Annotated in this window: 14 protein-coding genes and 1 pseudogene; 3 read left to right on the plus strand and 12 right to left on the minus strand. The window is 63.1% G+C overall.

What is annotated here, in order from left to right:
* Nucleotides 1-52 precede the first annotated feature (52 nt).
* The 5 genes and pseudogenes from ACE3RX_RS12390 to ACE3RX_RS12410 form a co-directional block, all read right to left on the minus strand.
* A complete protein-coding gene (locus ACE3RX_RS12390; RefSeq protein ID WP_374483891.1) occupies nucleotides 53-1225 on the minus strand; it encodes a PleD family two-component system response regulator in 1173 nt (390 codons plus the stop codon).
* Nucleotides 1222-1734, minus strand: a complete 513-nt coding sequence (locus tag ACE3RX_RS12395; protein ID WP_374483893.1) for an HD-GYP domain-containing protein — start codon at nucleotides 1732-1734, stop codon at nucleotides 1222-1224. The genes ACE3RX_RS12390 and ACE3RX_RS12395 overlap by 4 nt, the downstream gene beginning before the upstream one ends.
* Nucleotides 1735-1954: 220 nt before the next feature.
* A pseudogene (locus ACE3RX_RS12400) lies at nucleotides 1955-2224 on the minus strand (response regulator); the annotation flags it as partial.
* Nucleotides 2221-6066, minus strand: coding sequence for a response regulator (locus ACE3RX_RS12405; RefSeq protein WP_374483895.1), 3846 nt, complete (start codon nucleotides 6064-6066; stop codon nucleotides 2221-2223). The pseudogene ACE3RX_RS12400 and the gene ACE3RX_RS12405, both read right to left, overlap by 4 nt.
* Nucleotides 6067-6414: 348 nt before the next feature.
* Nucleotides 6415-7542 (minus strand): response regulator, encoded by a 1128-nt coding sequence (locus ACE3RX_RS12410; protein ID WP_374483897.1) that lies wholly within the window; start codon nucleotides 7540-7542, stop codon nucleotides 6415-6417.
* 558 nt (nucleotides 7543-8100) lie between these two features.
* Between ACE3RX_RS12410 and ACE3RX_RS12415 the strand changes: the two genes are divergently transcribed.
* The 3 genes from ACE3RX_RS12415 to ACE3RX_RS12425 all read left to right on the plus strand — a co-directional run bounded on the left by ACE3RX_RS12415 (nucleotide 8101) and on the right by ACE3RX_RS12425 (nucleotide 12626).
* Nucleotides 8101-9216 carry an HD domain-containing phosphohydrolase gene (locus ACE3RX_RS12415; RefSeq protein WP_374483900.1) on the plus strand — a complete coding sequence of 372 codons (1116 nt, stop codon included), beginning with the start codon at nucleotides 8101-8103 and terminating at the stop codon, nucleotides 9214-9216.
* Between the two features lie 172 nt (nucleotides 9217-9388).
* Nucleotides 9389-11584: a catalase/peroxidase HPI gene (katG, locus tag ACE3RX_RS12420; RefSeq protein WP_374483902.1), complete on the plus strand. Its 2196-nt coding sequence runs from the start codon at nucleotides 9389-9391 to the stop codon at nucleotides 11582-11584.
* Between the two features lie 469 nt (nucleotides 11585-12053).
* Complete coding sequence (locus ACE3RX_RS12425) at nucleotides 12054-12626, plus strand: NADPH-dependent FMN reductase (RefSeq protein WP_374483905.1); 573 nt, start codon at nucleotides 12054-12056, stop codon at nucleotides 12624-12626.
* A gap of 1 nt (nucleotide 12627) precedes the next feature.
* Here the strand turns inward: ACE3RX_RS12425 and ACE3RX_RS12430 are convergent, their stop codons facing one another.
* The 7 genes from ACE3RX_RS12430 to ACE3RX_RS12460 are packed head-to-tail and all read right to left on the minus strand — an operon-like array spanning nucleotide 12628 to nucleotide 18119.
* On the minus strand, nucleotides 12628-13095 hold the full coding sequence (locus ACE3RX_RS12430) for a nuclear transport factor 2 family protein (RefSeq protein WP_374483907.1): 468 nt from the start codon (nucleotides 13093-13095) through the stop codon (nucleotides 12628-12630).
* 1 nt (nucleotide 13096) lies between these two features.
* Complete coding sequence (locus ACE3RX_RS12435; protein WP_374483909.1) at nucleotides 13097-13852, minus strand: SDR family NAD(P)-dependent oxidoreductase; 756 nt, start codon at nucleotides 13850-13852, stop codon at nucleotides 13097-13099.
* 22 nt (nucleotides 13853-13874) lie between these two features.
* Nucleotides 13875-14396, minus strand: a complete 522-nt coding sequence (locus ACE3RX_RS12440) for a DUF3833 domain-containing protein (protein ID WP_374484015.1) — start codon at nucleotides 14394-14396, stop codon at nucleotides 13875-13877.
* Entirely contained in the window at nucleotides 14396-15616 is a 1221-nt protein-coding gene (locus tag ACE3RX_RS12445) for an MFS transporter (RefSeq protein WP_374483911.1), read from the minus strand. The genes ACE3RX_RS12440 and ACE3RX_RS12445 overlap by 1 nt, the downstream gene beginning before the upstream one ends.
* 1 nt (nucleotide 15617) lies before the next feature.
* Nucleotides 15618-16127: a chalcone isomerase family protein gene (locus ACE3RX_RS12450; protein ID WP_374483915.1), complete on the minus strand. Its 510-nt coding sequence runs from the start codon at nucleotides 16125-16127 to the stop codon at nucleotides 15618-15620.
* Nucleotides 16128-16161: 34 nt separating this feature from the next.
* Complete coding sequence (locus tag ACE3RX_RS12455; protein ID WP_374483918.1) at nucleotides 16162-17358, minus strand: class I SAM-dependent methyltransferase; 1197 nt, start codon at nucleotides 17356-17358, stop codon at nucleotides 16162-16164.
* On the minus strand, nucleotides 17355-18119 hold the full coding sequence (locus tag ACE3RX_RS12460; protein ID WP_374483920.1) for a DUF1365 domain-containing protein: 765 nt from the start codon (nucleotides 18117-18119) through the stop codon (nucleotides 17355-17357). The genes ACE3RX_RS12455 and ACE3RX_RS12460 overlap by 4 nt, the downstream gene beginning before the upstream one ends.
* Between the last annotated feature and the right edge of the window lie 16 nt (nucleotides 18120-18135).

Below are 18135 nucleotides of genomic sequence, written 5' to 3' on the forward strand. Positions count from 1 at the left end.
TCGCCCCCGCAGCCACGTTGAAGGTGGAAGAACCCTGCGCCAGGGCGCTGGATCAGCTTGTTGAGTCCTTGCCCGCCCGGATGTTGGCCAACAGGCCGCCCAGTTGGGAATCGAAATCCAGCCCTCTGTCGAATGCCGTCATGGTCTGCTCGATGCCACGGGACAGCATGGACAGCATCTGCTCTTCCTGGATCTCTGAAAGGCCGAGGTAAATCAGCTCCTTGGCAAAAAACTGGTTGAGTTCATGCAGGCTCAGGCGGGTTTCTGCCTGCAGCGCACGGTACTGCTCGCGCAAGCTCAATATGGCGTTCTCCACCCCCGCCGCGGTGTCTTGCAGAAGCGTGGTGCGGGCCTGGATCTCGCTGTCGCGCAGCAGGGCCAGCATGCTCGCCTCGCAGCCTTCGGCGATGATGGCCAGGTGGTCGCGCAGGCGGCCGCAACGATCCTCGTCCTCGATCGGGAAATTATTGACGAGGATGGAAACGTGCGGGTAGTTGATGACGATCTTGCGGCGGAACTGGAAGATGCGCTCCATCTTGCGGACCTGCTCGAACACCGACTCCTCCAGCGGCGCCGCGCTTCCTGAGGGGACGAAGGTCTTGGCGCGGCCGGGCGCACCGAGCTGCACATGGGCATCCAGACCGTAGTCGCGCAGGGCGGCGATGGTCAGACGGGCCAGTTCGGCCATGTCAGTACAGGCCAGGCCACTGCGCAGGAACTGCAGCGCCACGCCGCTCTCGCCCAGGTTGGTGAGAAAGGACATGGCCATCTTCTGCATTGAGTCCTTTTCGGACTGCATGCGCTTCCGCTCGGCGACCAGCGTGACCAGCGCCCGTACCTTGCTCAGCACTTCTTCCGGTGCCGGCGGCTTGGCGATGAAGTCGTCGCCACCCGACTCATAGGCCTGGAGGCGTTCTTCCAGCGTGTCGTGGCCGGAGAAGAAGATGACGACCGGCTGTTCCGTGGGTGAAGACCACTCCTCGAGCGAACGCAGGCGACGGCAGGTCTCATAGCCGTCGATGCCGCTCATCTGGATGTCCAGCAGCACAACGTCGGGGGCGAAACGGATGATGTGGTCGAGGCAGGCTTCGCCGGAGGGCAGGGTGCAGGTCTCGAATTCGTCCTCGAGCAGGGTCTCGAGCAGGCTGGCGGAAATATCGTCGTCATCGACGATCATCACGCGCGCTCGCTGTGCTGAATTGTCTTCGAACAGGTCCTCACTCATTTTTGCTTTTCCGTGGCGTTTTCTCGTGCATCCCACAACGCCTTGATCTCGAGGAGTTGTGGGATGATTTTGGTGAATATCCCGACCAGACGCGGCTCGAAGTGGGTCCCGGCGTTTTCCTCGACGAACCTTATCACGCGCTCTATTGGCCACGCATCCTTGTATGGCCGCTTCATGGTCAGGGCATCAAAGACGTCGGCCAACGCGACTATCCGAGCCGATTCGGGGATCGCAGTGCCGGCGAGGCCATCGGGGTAGCCGCCGCCGTCCCATTTCTCGTGGTGGCGCAGGGCGAGTTCGGCCGCTAGCTGGAAGACCGGCGCCTTGCTCTTGGCAAGGATCTCGTGGCCGATGGTGGTGTGGGTGCGCATGATGACCCATTCGTCGGCGTCGAGCTTGCCGGGCTTGCGCAGGATGGCCCCGGGAATGCCGATCTTGCCGGTGTCGTGCAGGCGCAGCGAGTTCCAGCAGCATGCAGGCTTCCTCGTTCCAGCCGGCAGCGGCGGCAATTGCCCGGGCGTAAGCAGCCATCCGCCAGATGTGCAAACCGGTATCGGTGTCGTTGAAGTGCCCGGCCTCGCCGAGCATGCTGATGGCGTCTCGATGGCTCTGTTCGAGCTCGGAGGCGCGTACCAGGTTGAGCTGATTCGCGACCCGTACCTGGACGATCGCCGGGTGGATGGGTTTGGTGATGTAATCCACCGCTCCGACCTGGAAGCCGTAGGTTTCGTCCGGGGTTTCCGACAGGCTGGTGACGAAGATGACCGGGATTGCCGCGGTCTGCGGATCGGCCTTCAGCTGGCGGCAGGCTTCGTAGCCGTCCATGCCGGGCATCTGGATGTCCAGGAGGATCAGGGCGGGATTGTGGCGGCGGGCAGCGGCAAGCGCATCGCTGCCGCAGTTGGCGAACACCAGCTTGTAGTTGGCTTTCAGCGCCTGGCGCATGGCGTCCAGGTTCAGTGGCTCGTCGTCGACGACGAGGATGGGTCCGATGGTCATCCGCGGCCTCCATGGATCATGCCGAGACCTTGGGCCAGTGCGCTGAGCGCCTTTTCCGCACCGCGGAAGTCGTAGTTGGACAGGGCGTCGGTCAGAGCCTTCAACTGGTCCTCCGCTACTTGAGACTTGAGTTGGGTGATGAAAGGTTCCACCTCGTCCGGATCGTCGCTTTGCAGCGCCTGCCGTATCTGCTCCAGTAGGGGGCTCAGATTGACCGTCTGGACCGGCGGCTTGCCGGTCGAGCCTGTGCTGACCGGGGCCGCAGCGGCGATCTGTGCCAGGGTGAGTGCCAGTGCTTCCCTGAAAGCCTCGAAGGCCGTGTCGCAGTCTTCACGCTGCTTGAGCTGGAGTTCGAGTGTCCGGGCCGCATCGGCCAGCATTTCGAGCCCGATGTTGGCGGCGGCGCCCCGGAGCTTATGGACCAGCGCAGTCCTGTCGGCAATGTCGGCGGCTTCCAGTCGCGTCATGGCGTCGCCAAACTGGTCGACGAATTTCTGCAGGAAGCGCTGGTGTTTCTCCCGGCTTCCCCACAGGGATGCGCCGCGCTCGAAGGAAATGACGGGCAGTGCCCGATCTGCCGGGACTTGGCTGCTTGGGCTGGCGAGTGAGGGTACAGGCTCGGGCGCTGTGACGGTGGGTGCATCTTGAGCAGGAGATGGCGTGGTTGCGGCGGCGCCCAGCCAGCGGAGCAGGGTCCGGTGAAGAATCGGAGGCTCCACCGGCTTGGAGACGAAGTCGCTCATGCCGGCTTCTTCGCAGCGCTTGCGGTCGTCCTCGAAGGCGTTGGCGGTCATCGCGATGATGGGAACGGCATCGAGGCCCTGAATCGCGCGTATCCGCTGCGTTGCTTCCAGGCCGTCCATGACCGGCATCTGCATGTCCATCAGGATCAGGTCGTAGGCCTTGCGCTGAGCCATTTCAACGGCTTCCACGCCGTTGTTGGCGACGTCCGCGGTAAGTCCGAAATCGGCCAGGATCTCCCGTGCCACGTCCTGATTGAGCTCATTGTCCTCGACGACGAGAATCCGTGCGTCGGAGCGGAAGGGGGCATTGTCGGGTGGCTCGGTCGTCGCGCGCAGCATGTCCGGCGAGCCAACCGCCAGCCGCGCGGTAAACCAGAAGGCGCTGCCGACACCCGGCTGGCTGCGCACGCCGGCGTCGCCGTTCATCAGCATCGCCAGCTTGCGCGAGATGACCAGCCCGAGCCCTGTGCCACCGTATTTTCGCGAGGTTGAGGTGTCGGCCTGGCTGAAGGCCTGAAAGAGGCGCGATTGCTGCTCGGAAGAAATGCCGATGCCCTCATCTTCGACCTCGAAACGCAGGGTGGCGTGCTCGTCCTGCAGGGCGTCGAGGCCGGCCCTGATGACGATGCTGCCGCGGTCGCTGAACTTCACCGCGTTGTTGATGAAGTTGATGAGAATCTGCCCAAGCCGCAGCGCATCGCCCATGACGATCATGTCGTTCAGGCGGTCATCGATCTCCTGGCGCAGGCTCAGGCCCTTCTCCTCGGCCAGCATGACCAGCATGCTGTGGGCGCGGTCGACCACCGTCGGTACGCGGAAGGCTTGGCTTTGCAGGTGTATCTGCTCGGCCTCGATCTTCGAGAGGTCCAGAATGTCGTTGATGATGGCCAGCAGGTGACGCCCGGAGGTGATGACCTCATCCAGCTTGGCAGCATGCTCGGTGCCGGCAAAGGGCTTCTTCAGCAGCTGGGAGAAGCCGATGATCACGTTGAGCGGTGTCCGTATCTCATGGGACATGTTGGCGAGGAAGGTGCTTTTTGCGCGGTTGGCGTCCTCTGCCTCCTCGACCCGCTTTTCAAGCTGCAGGTTGAGTTCCTTGATGGTCCGCGAACGCTCTTCAACCAGGTTCTCCAGGTGGTCGCGATAACTGGCCAGCGATATCTCGGCGTACTTGCGCTCGATCGCCAGGGAGACCAGGGTGGATACATGGCCTATCAGCTGGATGTCGTTGGCGCTCGGCAGGGAAGGGCTGCGGTGATAGATGGCGAAGGTGCCGAGCACCTGATGGCCTGAGTCCTTGATGGGCTCGGACCAGCATGAGGCGAGCCCGGCCTGGGCCGCGATGTCCCGATATTTCGGCCAGAAAGGATGGGTCTGGATATTTTCGATGATGACCCGCTCTCCGGAATGGGCGGCCGTGCCGCACGCACCTTCGCCGGGGGCTATAGGCAGGCCGTCGATGGCATTCATGTAGAACGCGGGCAGATTGGCGGCGGCGCAGTGCAACAGCCGACCGCCGTCCGGGCCTATCAGCAGGATGCTGCACAGGGCGGTGGGATCAATCTTTTCGATCCCCCGCACGATGGCGTCGAGGATCTTTTCCAATGGCGCGCCCTCGATGAGGAGCTGGAGCGCATTGCTGCGGAATTTCTCGAGCTCCTCCGCCCGATTGCGTTCAGTGAAGTCCGCGATGTTGGCGAGCGCAAAATCCCGGTTGTTGTCACGGAAATGGCTCAGGCCGACCTCGATGGGGAACAGGTCGCCACTCTTGCGCTTGCCATGCAGGGCGGTGCCCCGGCCCATCTTGCGGTTGAAGGGATGGCTGAAATAGGCGGCCAGAAAGGCGGCGTGAGCGTCGCGCCGGTCGTCGGGCAGCAGCACGGAGAGGGATTGCCCTATCAGCTCGTCGTGGGTATAGCCGAAGATGCGGCCCAGCTCCCGGTTGGCCATGACGATCCTGCTGTTCACGTCCACCACCGCGAGGCCGTTGGAATTGGCTTCGAAGACGACCTTGAAGTTCTGCTGGGCCTGGTAAAGCAGCTGGGTGGCACGGGCCTCCTCGCGGGCGATCTGTTCCGCGTTGTAGGATGCATTGCGCAGGGCGTTCGAAATGACGAGCCGGCGGCAGCCGAGCGCAAAAAGGATCAACAGCAGCAGGCTGCTGACACCGATCTGCGACCACACCTCCCACCGCACCTGGGCAAGATCGTCTTGTGGCAGGCGGCTCACGACTTTCCAGGCATTGCGGGTCTCGACCCGGCCATCATAGGTTTTGGAGAGGGCACTGGTGGACCAGGTCCAGACGTCGTCGCCGATGAACTGCTGCCCGCTTTCCGCAGCGGCAATGGCGCGCCACGCTTCCGGGTAACGGCTGTTGAACGTGTACGGGCGCTTCAGGATGAAGCCCCATTCTTCGGACGGATCGGGGCTGCGCAGCCAGTGGCCCTCGCTGTTCAGCAGCTGCAGGCGTGACGCGAGCGGTGCAGCGCTCTTGACGAAGGCCTCGATATTGCTGCCGGCAGCCAGGTTGATCATCAGGAAGCCACGCGCCTTGCCGTGCTCGTCGAATACGCGCTGAGCCACCCGCAGGGTTGGGGTGTAGGGTTCGGCGATGCGCGAGCCGTCCATCAGCAGGTCCAGCGGGGAGATGTAAATCAGGTTGCCCTGCATCTCCATGATGTCTTTGAAGAAATAACGGTTCCGCTTGTTCTGCAGTTGCGTGCGCGGAATGGGCCTGCCTTCCAGACCGTTCAGGTCGACGCGAACCTGCTCCTGTCCATCCTGATCGATCCAGCGCACCGAGCTGTAGCCTGGGTTGCGGGCGAGCAGGGTCACGAACGCCTCCTGCATCTGCGCGAGGCTTGCCTGGGACGGCGCCAGGTAGGCATCGCGGATCGGCGCCTCGGTCACCAGGCTCTGGATATGGCCCAGGGGAACCACAAGGTCGTCTTCGAGGCGGCGACGGGCGACGGAAACGTGTTCCTGCTCGTTGGCAAGAAGCGGCGTTATCGCAACCCGTTCCGACGAGCGGCCGAGTAACCAGGCGCCACCGATAACAATCAACGCCGCCGGCAGAAACATGTACAGGAACTGGATCAACAGATCCCGCCTGCCTATTTCGCCAATATCCTTGAGGTCACCAGGAATGAAAAGATTGAAACTAATGCGGGCCTCCTGATTCATTCGAAGAATATCGATGAATTCTGCTGTTCATGATATTCCCCGGCTGTGCTGGAGGATAGTGAAACGGCGCACATCTTTAAAGAAGGTGCGCCGCCTTGTGTCTATTGCCCGTGAATTGTGTGACTAAGGGATTTCCCTTGCGTATGAAGGGTTTTCACCGACTCGGCCACTCCGGCGAAATTCCCGCTTTATGAATAGTGTTATTAGCGGCCCAATAATAATCTCAGCTCGAAATGCCGCTGCCATGAATGGCGGTGCTGTGGCTTAGTGGCCGTTGCCGGCGGATCGGAGCAGACGGCCGACAAGCTCGCGGAATTCCAGGTCGATATCGGCGGCCCGGTCGAAATACCGGTGCAGATCGTCTTGGGCAGCCTTGAACAGATCGTCCAGATAGGCACGCTGGATGTCTGTCAGGCTCATGCTGTCGAGGGCGCGCTCCAGGTTCTCCAGGGGCTCGACGAGCAGGTGCTGAGCCTGGGCCAAGTTGTCGCGGCCCTGTTCTGCGATCTGTGCCAGCGTTTGCCCCAGCGTGGCGAGCGGGTTGCCGCCATCGCTTGCCGGGCCCTGCGGGGTGTTCAGGGCATCCAGGTCGCGGATGCGCAGGTCGGCGCATTCGGCCAAGGTGGACAGATGCTCGCGCAGACTGGCGCGGCGGTCCGGTTCGTCCGTCGGCAGGTTGTGAATCAGGATCGCAATGCGCGGATAGGTAACCAGGGCGCGGCTGCCGAACTCGAAGAGGTGCCCGGTATCCCGCCGTGTGGCGAGCACGGAGGCCGCGAGCGGCGAGAGGGGGCCGTCGGTGGTGCGATCAATCTGCCCTTTGGGTGTGATGACGCGGACCGCACCGTTCAGATCCCAGGCATTGAGGATGCCGATAAACAGCTCGGTGACGCCTTCGTGGCTACCCTGGGCGGCGAGCTTGCGCAGCGCGTCGACGACCAAGCCCAGGTCGCCGACCTTGCTGAAAGCTCTTTGCACCAGCACCCGCGCGCTGTTCGACTGGAGGGACAAGGTGCGGATGGCCTGCCGGTGAGCAACGATGCCGCCCAGTTTGTGACGCAGTTCGTGTGCCGCCACCGGCTTCAGCAGATAGTCGTCGCCACCCGCCTCGTAGGCCGCGATGCGGTCTTCGGCGGTGTCGTGGGCCGACACGAAGACGACGGTCATGGCGTCGCCACCTGGCTGCTGGCGTAAGGCCCTGCAGGTATCGTAGCCGTCCAGGCCAGGCATGCCGATGTCGAGAAGGGCGATATCGAAGCCACCCGTGCTTGCCAGGAAAGCATCGCCACTCTCAAAGGTCTCGACGCTGTAGTCCTTCTCTAACAGCTTGCTCAGAATGAAGCGTTGCGGAGCATTGTCGTCGACAACCGCGATGCGAATCTTGTCATCCATGGCGCTACCTGGCTCCTCAAGCCTTGTTTTCAGATTGACGGACATCGGCCGTGTCGGCAGCGCCCGATCAGCGATATCTGCGGAGCCGGAAGGTTAGCACGTCGAGCCACCGGGCCGGGGCGGCGGGAGTCGATTTCATGAGATAACTCCAATCTGAGAAAAAGCTTAGGGATGAATAAGGCCGGGTCGGGTGTGCATTCGAAAGAAACATGATTGCCGGTCACCAGCGCCGAAATGAAAGTGTGAAATTGGCGCTTTACGCCTTGAGCCGGTTGACCGGGGGCCGTTCAGGAATGCACATTTGTCATGTCCATGGGCCGAAACGCGGCGGCAGCCATTGATCTGCGTGATGTAGAGGGTCTTTCTGCAATGCACCAACCGGCGAGAAGTATTTAACGGCGGACGCGATTGACGACGGAGATCGGCATGGTGCTCTTTGACGTCGATCAAACGGCGGGAGTTTGGCGGACATCTAGAATCCGGGGTGGCGAAATGGCGCGATCAGCTGTGTCTTTCGCTTTTTTCATTTTTGGGGCTGCGCGGGTCTGATCGATGCAAATGAAGTTGAATCAGTGGTTCGAACTCCTTTCTGTTGATGAAAGTGTTGCGGACGTCCTTCGGGAGTTTCTCCCCCTGATCGAAACGCACATCGACCGGATTCTGGATGTGCTTTACACACGTCTGCGCGCCTGTTCGGCGTCGGCTCCGGCCTTTCGCAGCGACGAAGCGCTTGTCCGGGCCCGCCGAAGCCAGAAGGAGCACTGGCTGAAGCATGTCTTTGCCGGCAACTTCGACGACAACTACCTGGAAGCCGCCCGGCGGATAGGCCGTACCCATCACCAACTGGGCGTCGATCTTCGGCTTTACATGGGGGCTTATGCGATCGTTCTCAACGAACTGACCCGCATCGTCGAGGAGGTTATTCCCGGCGGCAAGGATGCACGGCTGCGCTATCTGGAGGCCGTGACCAACGTGGTCTTCACTGACATGGGGCTCGCCACCTATGGGTACTACGACACCATGCTGTCCCACGTGGAGGAGATGGCCCACCAGTTGAACATGAGCCTGGCACGTGCTGGCGAATACCGGGACAACGAGACCGGTGAGCATATCGTCCGCATGAGCCGCATGTGCGAGGCGGTTGCGCTGTCCTATGGCAAGGATGCCCGTTGGGCGGAAATGCTGCGGGTGGCAAGCCCGCTGCACGACGTGGGCAAGATCGGCGTGCCCGACAGTATCCTCTTGAAGCCGGGGCGCCTGACTTCCGACGAACTGGTCGTGATGCGTCAGCATCCGGAAATTGGCGGAGACATCATCCCCGAGCATCCGGCCGAGGTGATCGGGATGGCCCGCCGGATTGCCCTTACGCACCACGAAAAATGGGACGGCACGGGCTATCCCGTCGGCCTGCGGGGCAGTGAGATTCCCCTTGAGGGACGGATCGCCGCGATCTGCGATGTTTACGATGCGCTGATTTCCAGGCGTCCCTACAAGCCGGCCTGGTCCACCGAGGAAGCCCTTGGACACATCCTGTCCAATAGCGGCACGCATTTCGATCCGGACGTGGTGCGCAGCTTCCTGGCCTGCTTGCCTCGCATCGATGAAATCCAGCGCCTGCACGCCGACATGGAAGGGGCCGGCACGCGGCTCGAGATGGGACCGGTGTGCTGTTGACCTCGCCCGGGTAGGGCACGCCCATTTGCCGGCTGGAGAATAGCCGTTGCATATCGCCAGCATCAGGCAAAGCAAATGGTATCTCCATGAGCCGCTGCTAAGCTGACCATCAGGCGGAACTTGTCCGTTATAGCGCGAGTCCTTTGTGTGTTTCGACCAGGAGGAGACAATCATGAGCGAACAACAAAAGTGCCCGTTTGCCGGCATGCACGGTACCCCGGCGACGGCGGGGGCACGTTCCAACCGGGACTGGTGGCCGAAGCAAATCAACCTGGGCATCCTGCACCAGCACGCCCCGGCCTCGAACCCGATGGACCCAGGCTTCAACTACGCCGAAGCCTTCAAGAAACTTGACCTGGCCGCCGTCAAGCGGGACCTCACCGCGCTGATGACTGATTCGCAGGATTGGTGGCCGGCGGATTGGGGGCACTACGGCGGCCTGTTCATCCGGATGGCCTGGCATAGCGCCGGCACCTATCGCACCGCGGACGGGCGCGGTGGTGGCGGCACCGGCAACCAGCGCTTCGCACCGGTCAATAGCTGGCCCGACAACGGCAACCTGGACAAGGCCCGCCGCCTACTATGGCCGATCAAACAGAAATACGGCAACGCACTCTCCTGGGCCGACCTGATTATTTTGGCGGGCAATGTGGCGCTGGAGTCCATGGGCTTCAAGACCTTCGGGTTTGGAGGTGGCCGCGTGGATATCTGGCAACCCGAAGAAGACATCTACTGGGGACCGGAAACCGAATGGCTGGGGGACAAGCGCTACAGCGGCGAACGCGATCTCGCCAACCCGTTGGCCGCAGTCCAGATGGGCCTCATCTACGTTAACCCGGAAGGCCCCAACGGCAATCCGGACCCGGTTGCCTCGGGCCGGGACGTGCGCGAGACCTTTGCCCGGATGGCGATGAACGACGAGGAAACCGTGGCGCTGGTGGCCGGTGGCCACACCTTCGGCAAGGCCCATGGCGCAGGCGACCCGAAACTGGTCGGACCTGAGCCGGAAGGCGCACCGCTGCAGCAGATGGGCTTGGGCTGGAAGAACGACTTTGGCTCCGGCAAGGGCATCCACACCACCACCAGCGGTATCGAAGGTGCCTGGAAGCCCAATCCCACGACCTGGGACAATGGCTATTTCGACACGCTGTTCGGTTACGAGTGGGAACTCGTCAAGAGCCCGGCGGGTGCCTCGCAATGGCTGGCCAAGGACGTCAGGGACGAGGATCTGATCCCGGATGCCCACGACCCGTCGATCAAGCACCGGCCGATGATGACCACCGCCGACCTGTCGCTGCGCTTCGACCCGATATACGAGCCGATTGCCCGACGCTTCCACAAGGATCCCCAGGCCTTCGCCGACGCTTTTGCGCGCGCCTGGTTCAAGCTCACGCACCGGGACATGGGGCCGAAAGTGCGCTACCTCGGCCCGGAAGTGCCGGCGGAAGACCTGATCTGGCAGGATCCGATCCCAGCCGTTGATCACCCGCTGATCGATGCGGCCGATATCGCCGCACTCAAGGCGAAGGTGCTCGCCTCCGGGCTGTCAGTCGGAGAACTCGTCTCCACCGCCTGGGCCTCCGCGTCCACCTTCCGTGGCTCCGACAAGCGCGGCGGCGCAAACGGCGCCCGCATCCGCCTGGCCCCTCAGAAAGACTGGGAGGCCAACGAACCCGCAAAGCTCGCCAAGGTGCTGGCGAAGCTGGAGGAGATTCAGCACGGCTTCAACGGCGCACAGAGTGATGGCAAGAAGGTATCCCTCGCCGACCTGATCGTGCTCGGCGGCTGCGTGGCCGTCGAGAGCGCCGCCAGGGCCGCCGGGCATGCAATCGAGGTGCCGTTCACGCCGGGTCGTGGTGACGCCCTGGCCGAGCAGACCGACGCGGAGTCCTTCGCGGTGCTGGAGCCGCAGGCCGATGGTTTCCGCAATTACCAGAAGCAGGTCTTCCGCGTACCGGCGGAGACGCTGCTGGTGGACAAGGCCCAGCTGCTGAAGCTCAGCGCACCCGAAATGACCGTGCTGGTCGGTGGCCTGCGCGTGCTGGGAGCCAACGTCGGTGGCGTGAAGCATGGCGTTTTCACAAGCCGGGTCGGCCAGTTGAGCAACGACTTCTTTGTCAATCTGGTGGATATGGGCACGGAGTGGAGGCCGGAGTCGGAAGCGGCGGATGTCTTCGAAGGCCGAGACCGAAAGAGCGGTGAACTCAAATGGACCGGTACGCGCGTCGACCTGGTTTTTGGCTCCAACTCGCAGTTGCGGGCGCTGACCGAGGTGTATGCGCAGAGCGACGTACAGGGCAAGTTCGTGCGCGACTTCGTGGCTGCGTGGAATAAGGTGATGAATCTGGATCGCTTCGATCTCGTGTAAGGACGGTAGGGCAGGCCATTGGCACGCGCATGGCCTGCCCCGCGGGACCGGGGACATGAAGGCGTGCATCCCCCCCCCGGGACTTGAAGATCAATTCATTGCGATACCGGGATCAACAATCAGCCCACTGCCTTGCGTAATCCGGGATGACCTGATCCTGCCCGAGCCTGAACAAATGGGCGGCTTGCGCGTTGTTGCGAGCGGCAATATGCCGGCCCAGACAGGAAAGTCGACGTCGTCATCCTTGTCAGTCGGGCTTGTATTGCGGATTTTGACCGCGGCTTCGTCCAGCGTTGTCTCGAGCGAGCTTCGTCTGTTCGGCGTTGCTAATGTTCGAGGCGACACCTATGGTGATTGATGGTCGGGTCACAGGGCAGCCAGGTTGCCGGCCGACCATTTCCGCCCGCGCCTAATTCCATTGGGGCTGCAGGCAGAACACCAACCTGTTCTATGCGGCAAGGAGGTCGTCATGAGCAGCTACAAGGTCGGCTATTTCGTCGGCAGCCTTTCGAGCACGTCGATCAACCGGCTGCTGGCCAAGGCGCTGGTGCGTCTGGCGCCGCCGGAACTGGAACTCACCGAGGTTCCGATTCGTGATCTACCGCTCTACAGCCAGGACTACGATGCGGATTTCCCACCGATCGCCTGCAGTTTCAAGAAGGTCATCACCGATTCCGATGCCATCCTCTTCGTGACGCCGGAGTTCAACCGTTCGATCCCGGGAGGCCTGAAGAACGCCATCGATTGGGCGAGCCGCCCGTGGGGCAATAATTCCTTTGCGCTTAAGCCCGCCGCGGTGATCGGTACCTCGCCTGGCGCCATCGGCACCGCGGTGGCGCAGCAGAGCCTGCGTGGGGTGCTGTGCTTCTGCAACGCACCGCTGATGAATACCGTCGAGGCCTACATCCAGTTCAAGCCAGGGCTCATCACCGAAGACGGGCAGGTGACAGACCCGTTCACCGAACAGTTCCTAAGCAACTACATGAAGGAGTTCCACGCCTTCATCGTACGGGTGTTGACGGTATTGCCGCGAAGCAGTTGATCTACCCCGTTTCGCCGGGCGAGGCGGTCGCTTGCGATCTACCTCCCCCGGCTGCCAGCGCGTTCCTGAGCCAACGCATGAGGCGGCCGATCAGCGGCACTTTCATGTACAACTCCTCGGCCGCATCCCAGTAGTCCCGGTGGTAGTCGATCTTGCCGTCGCTACCGAGCTTGAGATGCGACACGCCGCGAATGGTCTGCGCCTCACCCCGGCCCCACAGGCGCGCGCGGTAGGAGAATTCCCAGACCAGCATGACGCCGTGCGCGTCACGTATATGTTCGGTAACGACGAAGCGCGGTTCATCCACCTGCCGGAACATGTGGGTAAAGATCTGTTCAATCGCCTCGATGCCGCGCACCTCGTTGAACGGATCCTTGAAATAGGCACCGGCTCCGTAGAACTCGGCGAAGCGTCCGATGCTCTCCGGTGTCAGCGTTTGGTAGAAGGCGATCAGTCGATCGATATCCATTTCAGGTTCCAGTGAGACGGCGGATCAGTGGGAAGTACCACCGATAGGGCAGCAGCGACAGGAGCTTCAGCACGCGGGTGAAGCGCTTGGGAAAATGGATTTCGAAGCGCCCCGTCCTGAAGCCGTCCAGTGCCGCGGTGGCTGCCTGCTCAGGCGTCAGCAGCGCCGGCATGGTGAAATCGTTGCGCGCGGTCAGGCGGGTTTGCACGAAGCCGGGGTTGATGAGCCACACGCCGATGCCTTGCGGCGCCAGGTCAAGATGCAGGCATTCGGCAAAATGGATCAGCGCCGCCTTGCCCGGCCCGTAGCACAGGGCCTTGGGCAGACCGCGATAGCCCGCCACGCTGGCCACGAAGGCGATGCCGCCGCCCGCGCTCAGAGTGGGAAGGACGCAGGCGGCCAGACGCATCGCCCCGTTGAAATTGACTGCGATGACCTGCTCGGCGCGCGTCAGATCAAAGTCGCTGGCGCGCATCGGAACATAGTCGCCGGCCAGGTAAACCACCAGGTCGATGCCGCCCCAGGCTGCCATCAAGGTCCGATGCGCGTCGGCCAGGCTGCTCGTATCGGTTGCGTCGCAGGGAAGCAGCAGGGCCGCGTTGATCTGGAGCGATCGCAACTTGTCCGCCGAACGGGCTGACACTGCCAGCCGCGCGCCGCGCCGGGCGAGCTCTCTGGCCATGGCTGCACCGATGCCGCTTGAAGCACCGACCAGCCATACGCGCCGACCTCGCCAGTTCGAGATTGCTGGGTTCATCGTGCTCTTGGCTCCGGCAGCCTCAACGCTTGGCGAAGCTCAGCGTCACCTCGCCGAGCCTGAAGCCCCACTTCGACATGTAGGAGCGGTTGAGCATCACCTTGTCGTCCATCAGGAACATCCAGTCGTCGAAGTCGACGTGATAAGTCCTGCCGTCCACCGGCAGCGCCAGCACGTAGCGCCAGCGCAGTGCGTTGCCGGCCACTTCGCCTACCGCCTCGCCGATCACGTCGTCGGCGGTACCCCGATAGCTGCCGTCCGGCTGGCGCTTGAGCGTCCACACCCTCCGTGACGTGGTGCCGTCGGACCACTTGAAATGCTCGTCGAGGACACCGGTGTCGCCCTCCCAGCTGGCTTCGATGACAGCGTGGAAGCGCTTCTTCACCTCGCCGGAGCGCCCCTGGAAGACGCCCCAGGCATCCAGCGTGCCGTTCAGGTAGTGCCGCAGATCGAGCACCGGTTGCTCGCCCTTGTATTGTTCGACACCGTTTGATGCGCAGGCCGTGAGGCCGACGGAGAGCAGGGCAGCGGTGAGCAGTTTCATCATCGAATCTCCAGTGAGTCGCGCCAGCGCCACAGCAGGCTGGCCGCCAGCAACTTGAAGCCGAGTGGCAGCATGGCGTAGGTAAAGCTCAACGCCTCGAGTCCGCCGGGGCCACCCGGCCGGTAATCGAGCAGATCCAGCAGCGGCAAGGCCAGTCCGGCGGCCAGGGCCAGGTTGAGCTTGGCAATCAGATTCCATAGCCCGAAGCAGGCGCCGGCCTGCCCCTGGCGCTCGCCCAGATCGGCGGCAATGGCGGCTGGCAAGGCCAGGTCGGCGCCCAGCGCGAGGCCGGATACAAGGCAGATTCCGGCGAAGGTCCCGATATCGCCGCTGCCGAGCGATGCGGTGCCGGCGAAGGCACCCACGGCAAGCACCATCGCCAGTGCCCAGGCCCGCACCCGTCCGTAACGGGCGGCGAGCCTGACCCACACTGGCAGGGACGCGGCCCCCGCGACGAAATACAGGGCCAGCAATGGACCGGCTGCGTTGGCTGTACCGAGCACATCGGCAACGAAAAACAGGAACAGCGTTGCAGGCAGCGCAGCGGCGATGCCGTTGACGATGAAGACACCGAGCAAACGACGAAAGGCCGCATCGCCCAGCGCTCGCCCAATGCTCTCGCCCAAGGGCGTATCCGATGTGGCCGTCGGCACCCCCACCCCAGCCTGGGAGAAGGCCACGGCGGCAGCAAGCAGCAGCAAGGGCGGCAGGACCCAGGACAGACGTTCGGTGCCGGCGTTCAGGTCGTTTGCCAGCAAGCCGGGCAACGCGGCCGCAAGCATCACGCCGGCCAGGCCGAAGCCCTCCCGCGCGGCCGTCAGCCGTGTTCGCAGCGTCGAGTCGCCGCCGAGCGTAGCCCCCCAGGCTTGGTAGGCCACTGAGGCTGCGGAGAAGCCCAGATAGGTTAGCGCCAGCGAGCCGAGCAACCAGAGCGCGGGTGAAGCGGAGGGTGGATTGAGCAGGGCGACAAAGCCGAGTGTGAAGGGAAGCAGGGCGAAGGCCAGCATGCGCCGGCGCGGCCAGCGGTCGGCCAGCCAGCCCAGCCATGGGTCGATGAAGGCGTCGAGCAGGCGTGCGCCGAGCAGAATGGCGCCGAGTAGCGCCAGATCCATCCCGGTCGCGTCGGCGTAATAGCGCGGAACATGGACGTAGATCGGCAGTGCGGCGAAAGCCAGCGGGAGACCAAGTGCTCCATAGGCCAAGACCCCGGAATTCGACACTTCAGCCTCCCTTGCGCCGAAGCAGGGCGGCACGCAGGTCAGGGGCGCTTGTCCGCGTATCGAGCCAGATGGCAAAGAAGGCTTCTGCGAAGCCCGGCATGCTGATGGCGCCGAGCAGGCGATCATCGTGGTAGAAGCGTGCTCCGTCTGCACGGTAGAGGCCGAGGATGTGATCGCCCGGCTTCACGTCGGGGAAGATGCGCTGCATCTGCTCGCCCCAGCGCGCCAGCAAGGCCTCGTCATTGACGAAGCGACGCATCTCCTTGACGCTGGCTTCGGCGATGGCCTTGCCTTCGATATTCCGCTTGTAGTCGAGGCGCAGGGCGAGTGGCGGGCGTTGTGGGTCATCGCCGGCCCACAGGGTGGCCTCATAGACGAGGAAGCCGAAACGGCGGAATTCACCGCTACCCCAGCGCTTTAGGCCGGCAATGGCTTCGATGGCGGCATGGGGCTCAGTGTGCACGCCGAGCAGGGTGCTTGCCACCAAGGCGAGCAGCCGGCGGCGTGCCATGGCGGCCGGACTGCCGGCGCGTGGCAAAGTGGGATCAGCGATGGGCGAGTTCGAACTGGACGACATCGATGTTCCCAGCCAGGAAGCCGGCCTCGCAGTAGTGGAGGTAGAAGCGCCACAGCCGGCGGAAATTCTCGTCAAAGCCCAGCGTAGCGATTTGCGTCCAGTTGTCCTCGAAGGCAGCGCGCCACTCGGCCAGCGTGCGGGCGTAATCGAGGCCGAAGGCGAATTCGTCCGTCACCTGCAGGCCCTGCCGTTCAGCCGTCTTCCTGAAGACGCGGCGGGACGGAAGCATGCCGCCCGGAAATATGTATTGCTGGATGAAGTCGGTTCCGCGCCGGTAGGTTGCGAACAGGTCGTCGCGGATGGTGATGCTCTGGATCATGGCGCGGCCGCCCGGCTCGAGCGCTTTGGCGACGGTGGCGAAGTAGCTCGGCCACCACCGCTCGCCGACAGCTTCGAACATTTCGATGGAAACGATGTGGTCGAAGCGCTCCCGGGTGTCGCGGTAGTCCTGCAGGCGCAGATCCGCTTCAGGCACGCGTTTCTTTGCCCACTCGAGCTGGGCCGGAGACAGGGTCAGGCCGGTGACGTGCAGACCTTTGTGTGTGGCCATCTCTGCGAATCCCCCCCAGCCACAGCCGATTTCCAGCACGCTCTCGCCCTGCCTGGCTTGGAGCTGGTCGAGAATCCGGCGGTACTTGGCCTGCTGGGCGGCGAGCAAGGAACCGTCGTCCTGGGCCTGGTAGAGGGCCGACGAGTAGCTCATGCTCGGGTCGAGCCACAAGCGGTAAAAATCATTGCCCAAGTCGTAGTGGGCCATGATGTTGCGCTTGCTACCGGCGCGGCTGTTGCGGTTGAACCAGTGGCGCATGCGTGCGGCCAGCAATTGCCGCCAGGAGCCATAGATGGCCTTGGCGAGCGCGCCCCGGTTGCGGGCGAGCAGCGTCAGCAGGGCGGTGACGTCCGGTGAGTCCCACTGGCCGTCCAGGTAAGCCTCGGCAAGCCCGATGTCGCCGCGGGCGAGCACCCGCCCGAACATGGCTTCGTCGTGCACCTGCAGGCTCAGGCTGCTGGCACCCTCGCCGAACAGGGTGCGCGAGCCGTCCGCCAGGCGGACCTCGAGCATGCCATCCGTCAGTTTTTCCAGCAGTTTGAAGACAGTACGGGTATCGCGGGCCAATGTTTGGGTACCGCGCACGGGGAGGGCGTAGTCGAAGGTCTGGGTCATTTGGATGATTCCTGTACGGATCGGGGAGCGGGCTTCGACCCGCGGAATGGCACCCCCTTGAGCCACAGCTTGAGCGCCTGCCAATGGATGCGGGCGATGACGCCGAGGGTCAGGAAAGGCATGCGCAGGAAGCTCGTGAGCAGTGCGCCAGCCGACCAGGGGGCGGGTTTGCCGGAGAGCGTGGTGAGCAGCAATTCGCCTTCCGCGTCGTCGTAATCGATGCGGGCGACTTGAACGGCGCGCTGATGCAGGAAGCGGAAGCGGTAGGCGCCCTCGATCTCATTGAAGGGAGAGACGTGGAAGCACTTTTCGGCGTGCAACACCTCGCCGTCGCGCAGTGCGTCGCCGTGGCGATGCAGCAGGTAGCTGTGGGTGCCGCCGAAGGTGTTGTTGACCTCCGCAAGGACGGCGATCAGCCGGCCGCCGCGATCGTGGCAAAACCAGAAACTGACTGGATTGAATACGTAGCCCATCACCCGCGGGAAGGTCTGCAGCACGATCTCGCCATCGTTGGGCAGGCCGTGTTGTGCCAATAAGCCTTCTATCCACGGCAGCAGTGGGCCACCGTCACGGGGGCCATGGTCCTTGCTGTGAAAGCTCAGCAGGTTGGGTCGGTCCACGGAGAAGATGGCGCATTGCGCCGCGGCCAGGTCACGTACCGGCAACTGCACGTAGAACACCGGATAGACGAAAGCATTGACCGCCGGACGCAGGCGGCGATGCATCACGTGGCCAAGGCAGATTTGCGGATGTGTGTTCATCGGCGAGTTCGGCAAG

The sequence above is a fragment of the Zoogloea sp. genome (assembly GCF_041914405.1).
Classification (GTDB): Bacteria; Pseudomonadota; Gammaproteobacteria; order Burkholderiales; family Rhodocyclaceae; genus Zoogloea.

Bases quoted from the DNA above. Each gene is read 5' to 3' on its own strand.
- ACE3RX_RS12390 (WP_374483891.1), bottom strand. From the start codon at position 1,225: ATGAGTGAGGACCTGTTCGAAGACAATTCAGCACAGCGAGCGCGCGTG.
- ACE3RX_RS12410 (WP_374483897.1), bottom strand. From the start codon at position 7,542: ATGGATGACAAGATTCGCATCGCGGTTGTCGACGACAATGCTCCGCAA.
- ACE3RX_RS12415 (WP_374483900.1), top strand. From the start codon at position 8,101: ATGAAGTTGAATCAGTGGTTCGAACTCCTTTCTGTTGATGAAAGTGTT.
- katG (WP_374483902.1), top strand. From the start codon at position 9,389: ATGAGCGAACAACAAAAGTGCCCGTTTGCCGGCATGCACGGTACCCCG.
- ACE3RX_RS12425 (WP_374483905.1), top strand. From the start codon at position 12,054: ATGAGCAGCTACAAGGTCGGCTATTTCGTCGGCAGCCTTTCGAGCACG.
- ACE3RX_RS12430 (WP_374483907.1), bottom strand. From the start codon at position 13,095: ATGGATATCGATCGACTGATCGCCTTCTACCAAACGCTGACACCGGAG.
- ACE3RX_RS12435 (WP_374483909.1), bottom strand. From the start codon at position 13,852: ATGAACCCAGCAATCTCGAACTGGCGAGGTCGGCGCGTATGGCTGGTC.
- ACE3RX_RS12440 (WP_374484015.1), bottom strand. From the start codon at position 14,396: ATGAAACTGCTCACCGCTGCCCTGCTCTCCGTCGGCCTCACGGCCTGC.
- ACE3RX_RS12450 (WP_374483915.1), bottom strand. From the start codon at position 16,127: ATGGCACGCCGCCGGCTGCTCGCCTTGGTGGCAAGCACCCTGCTCGGC.
- ACE3RX_RS12455 (WP_374483918.1), bottom strand. From the start codon at position 17,358: ATGACCCAGACCTTCGACTACGCCCTCCCCGTGCGCGGTACCCAAACA.
- ACE3RX_RS12460 (WP_374483920.1), bottom strand. From the start codon at position 18,119: ATGAACACACATCCGCAAATCTGCCTTGGCCACGTGATGCATCGCCGC.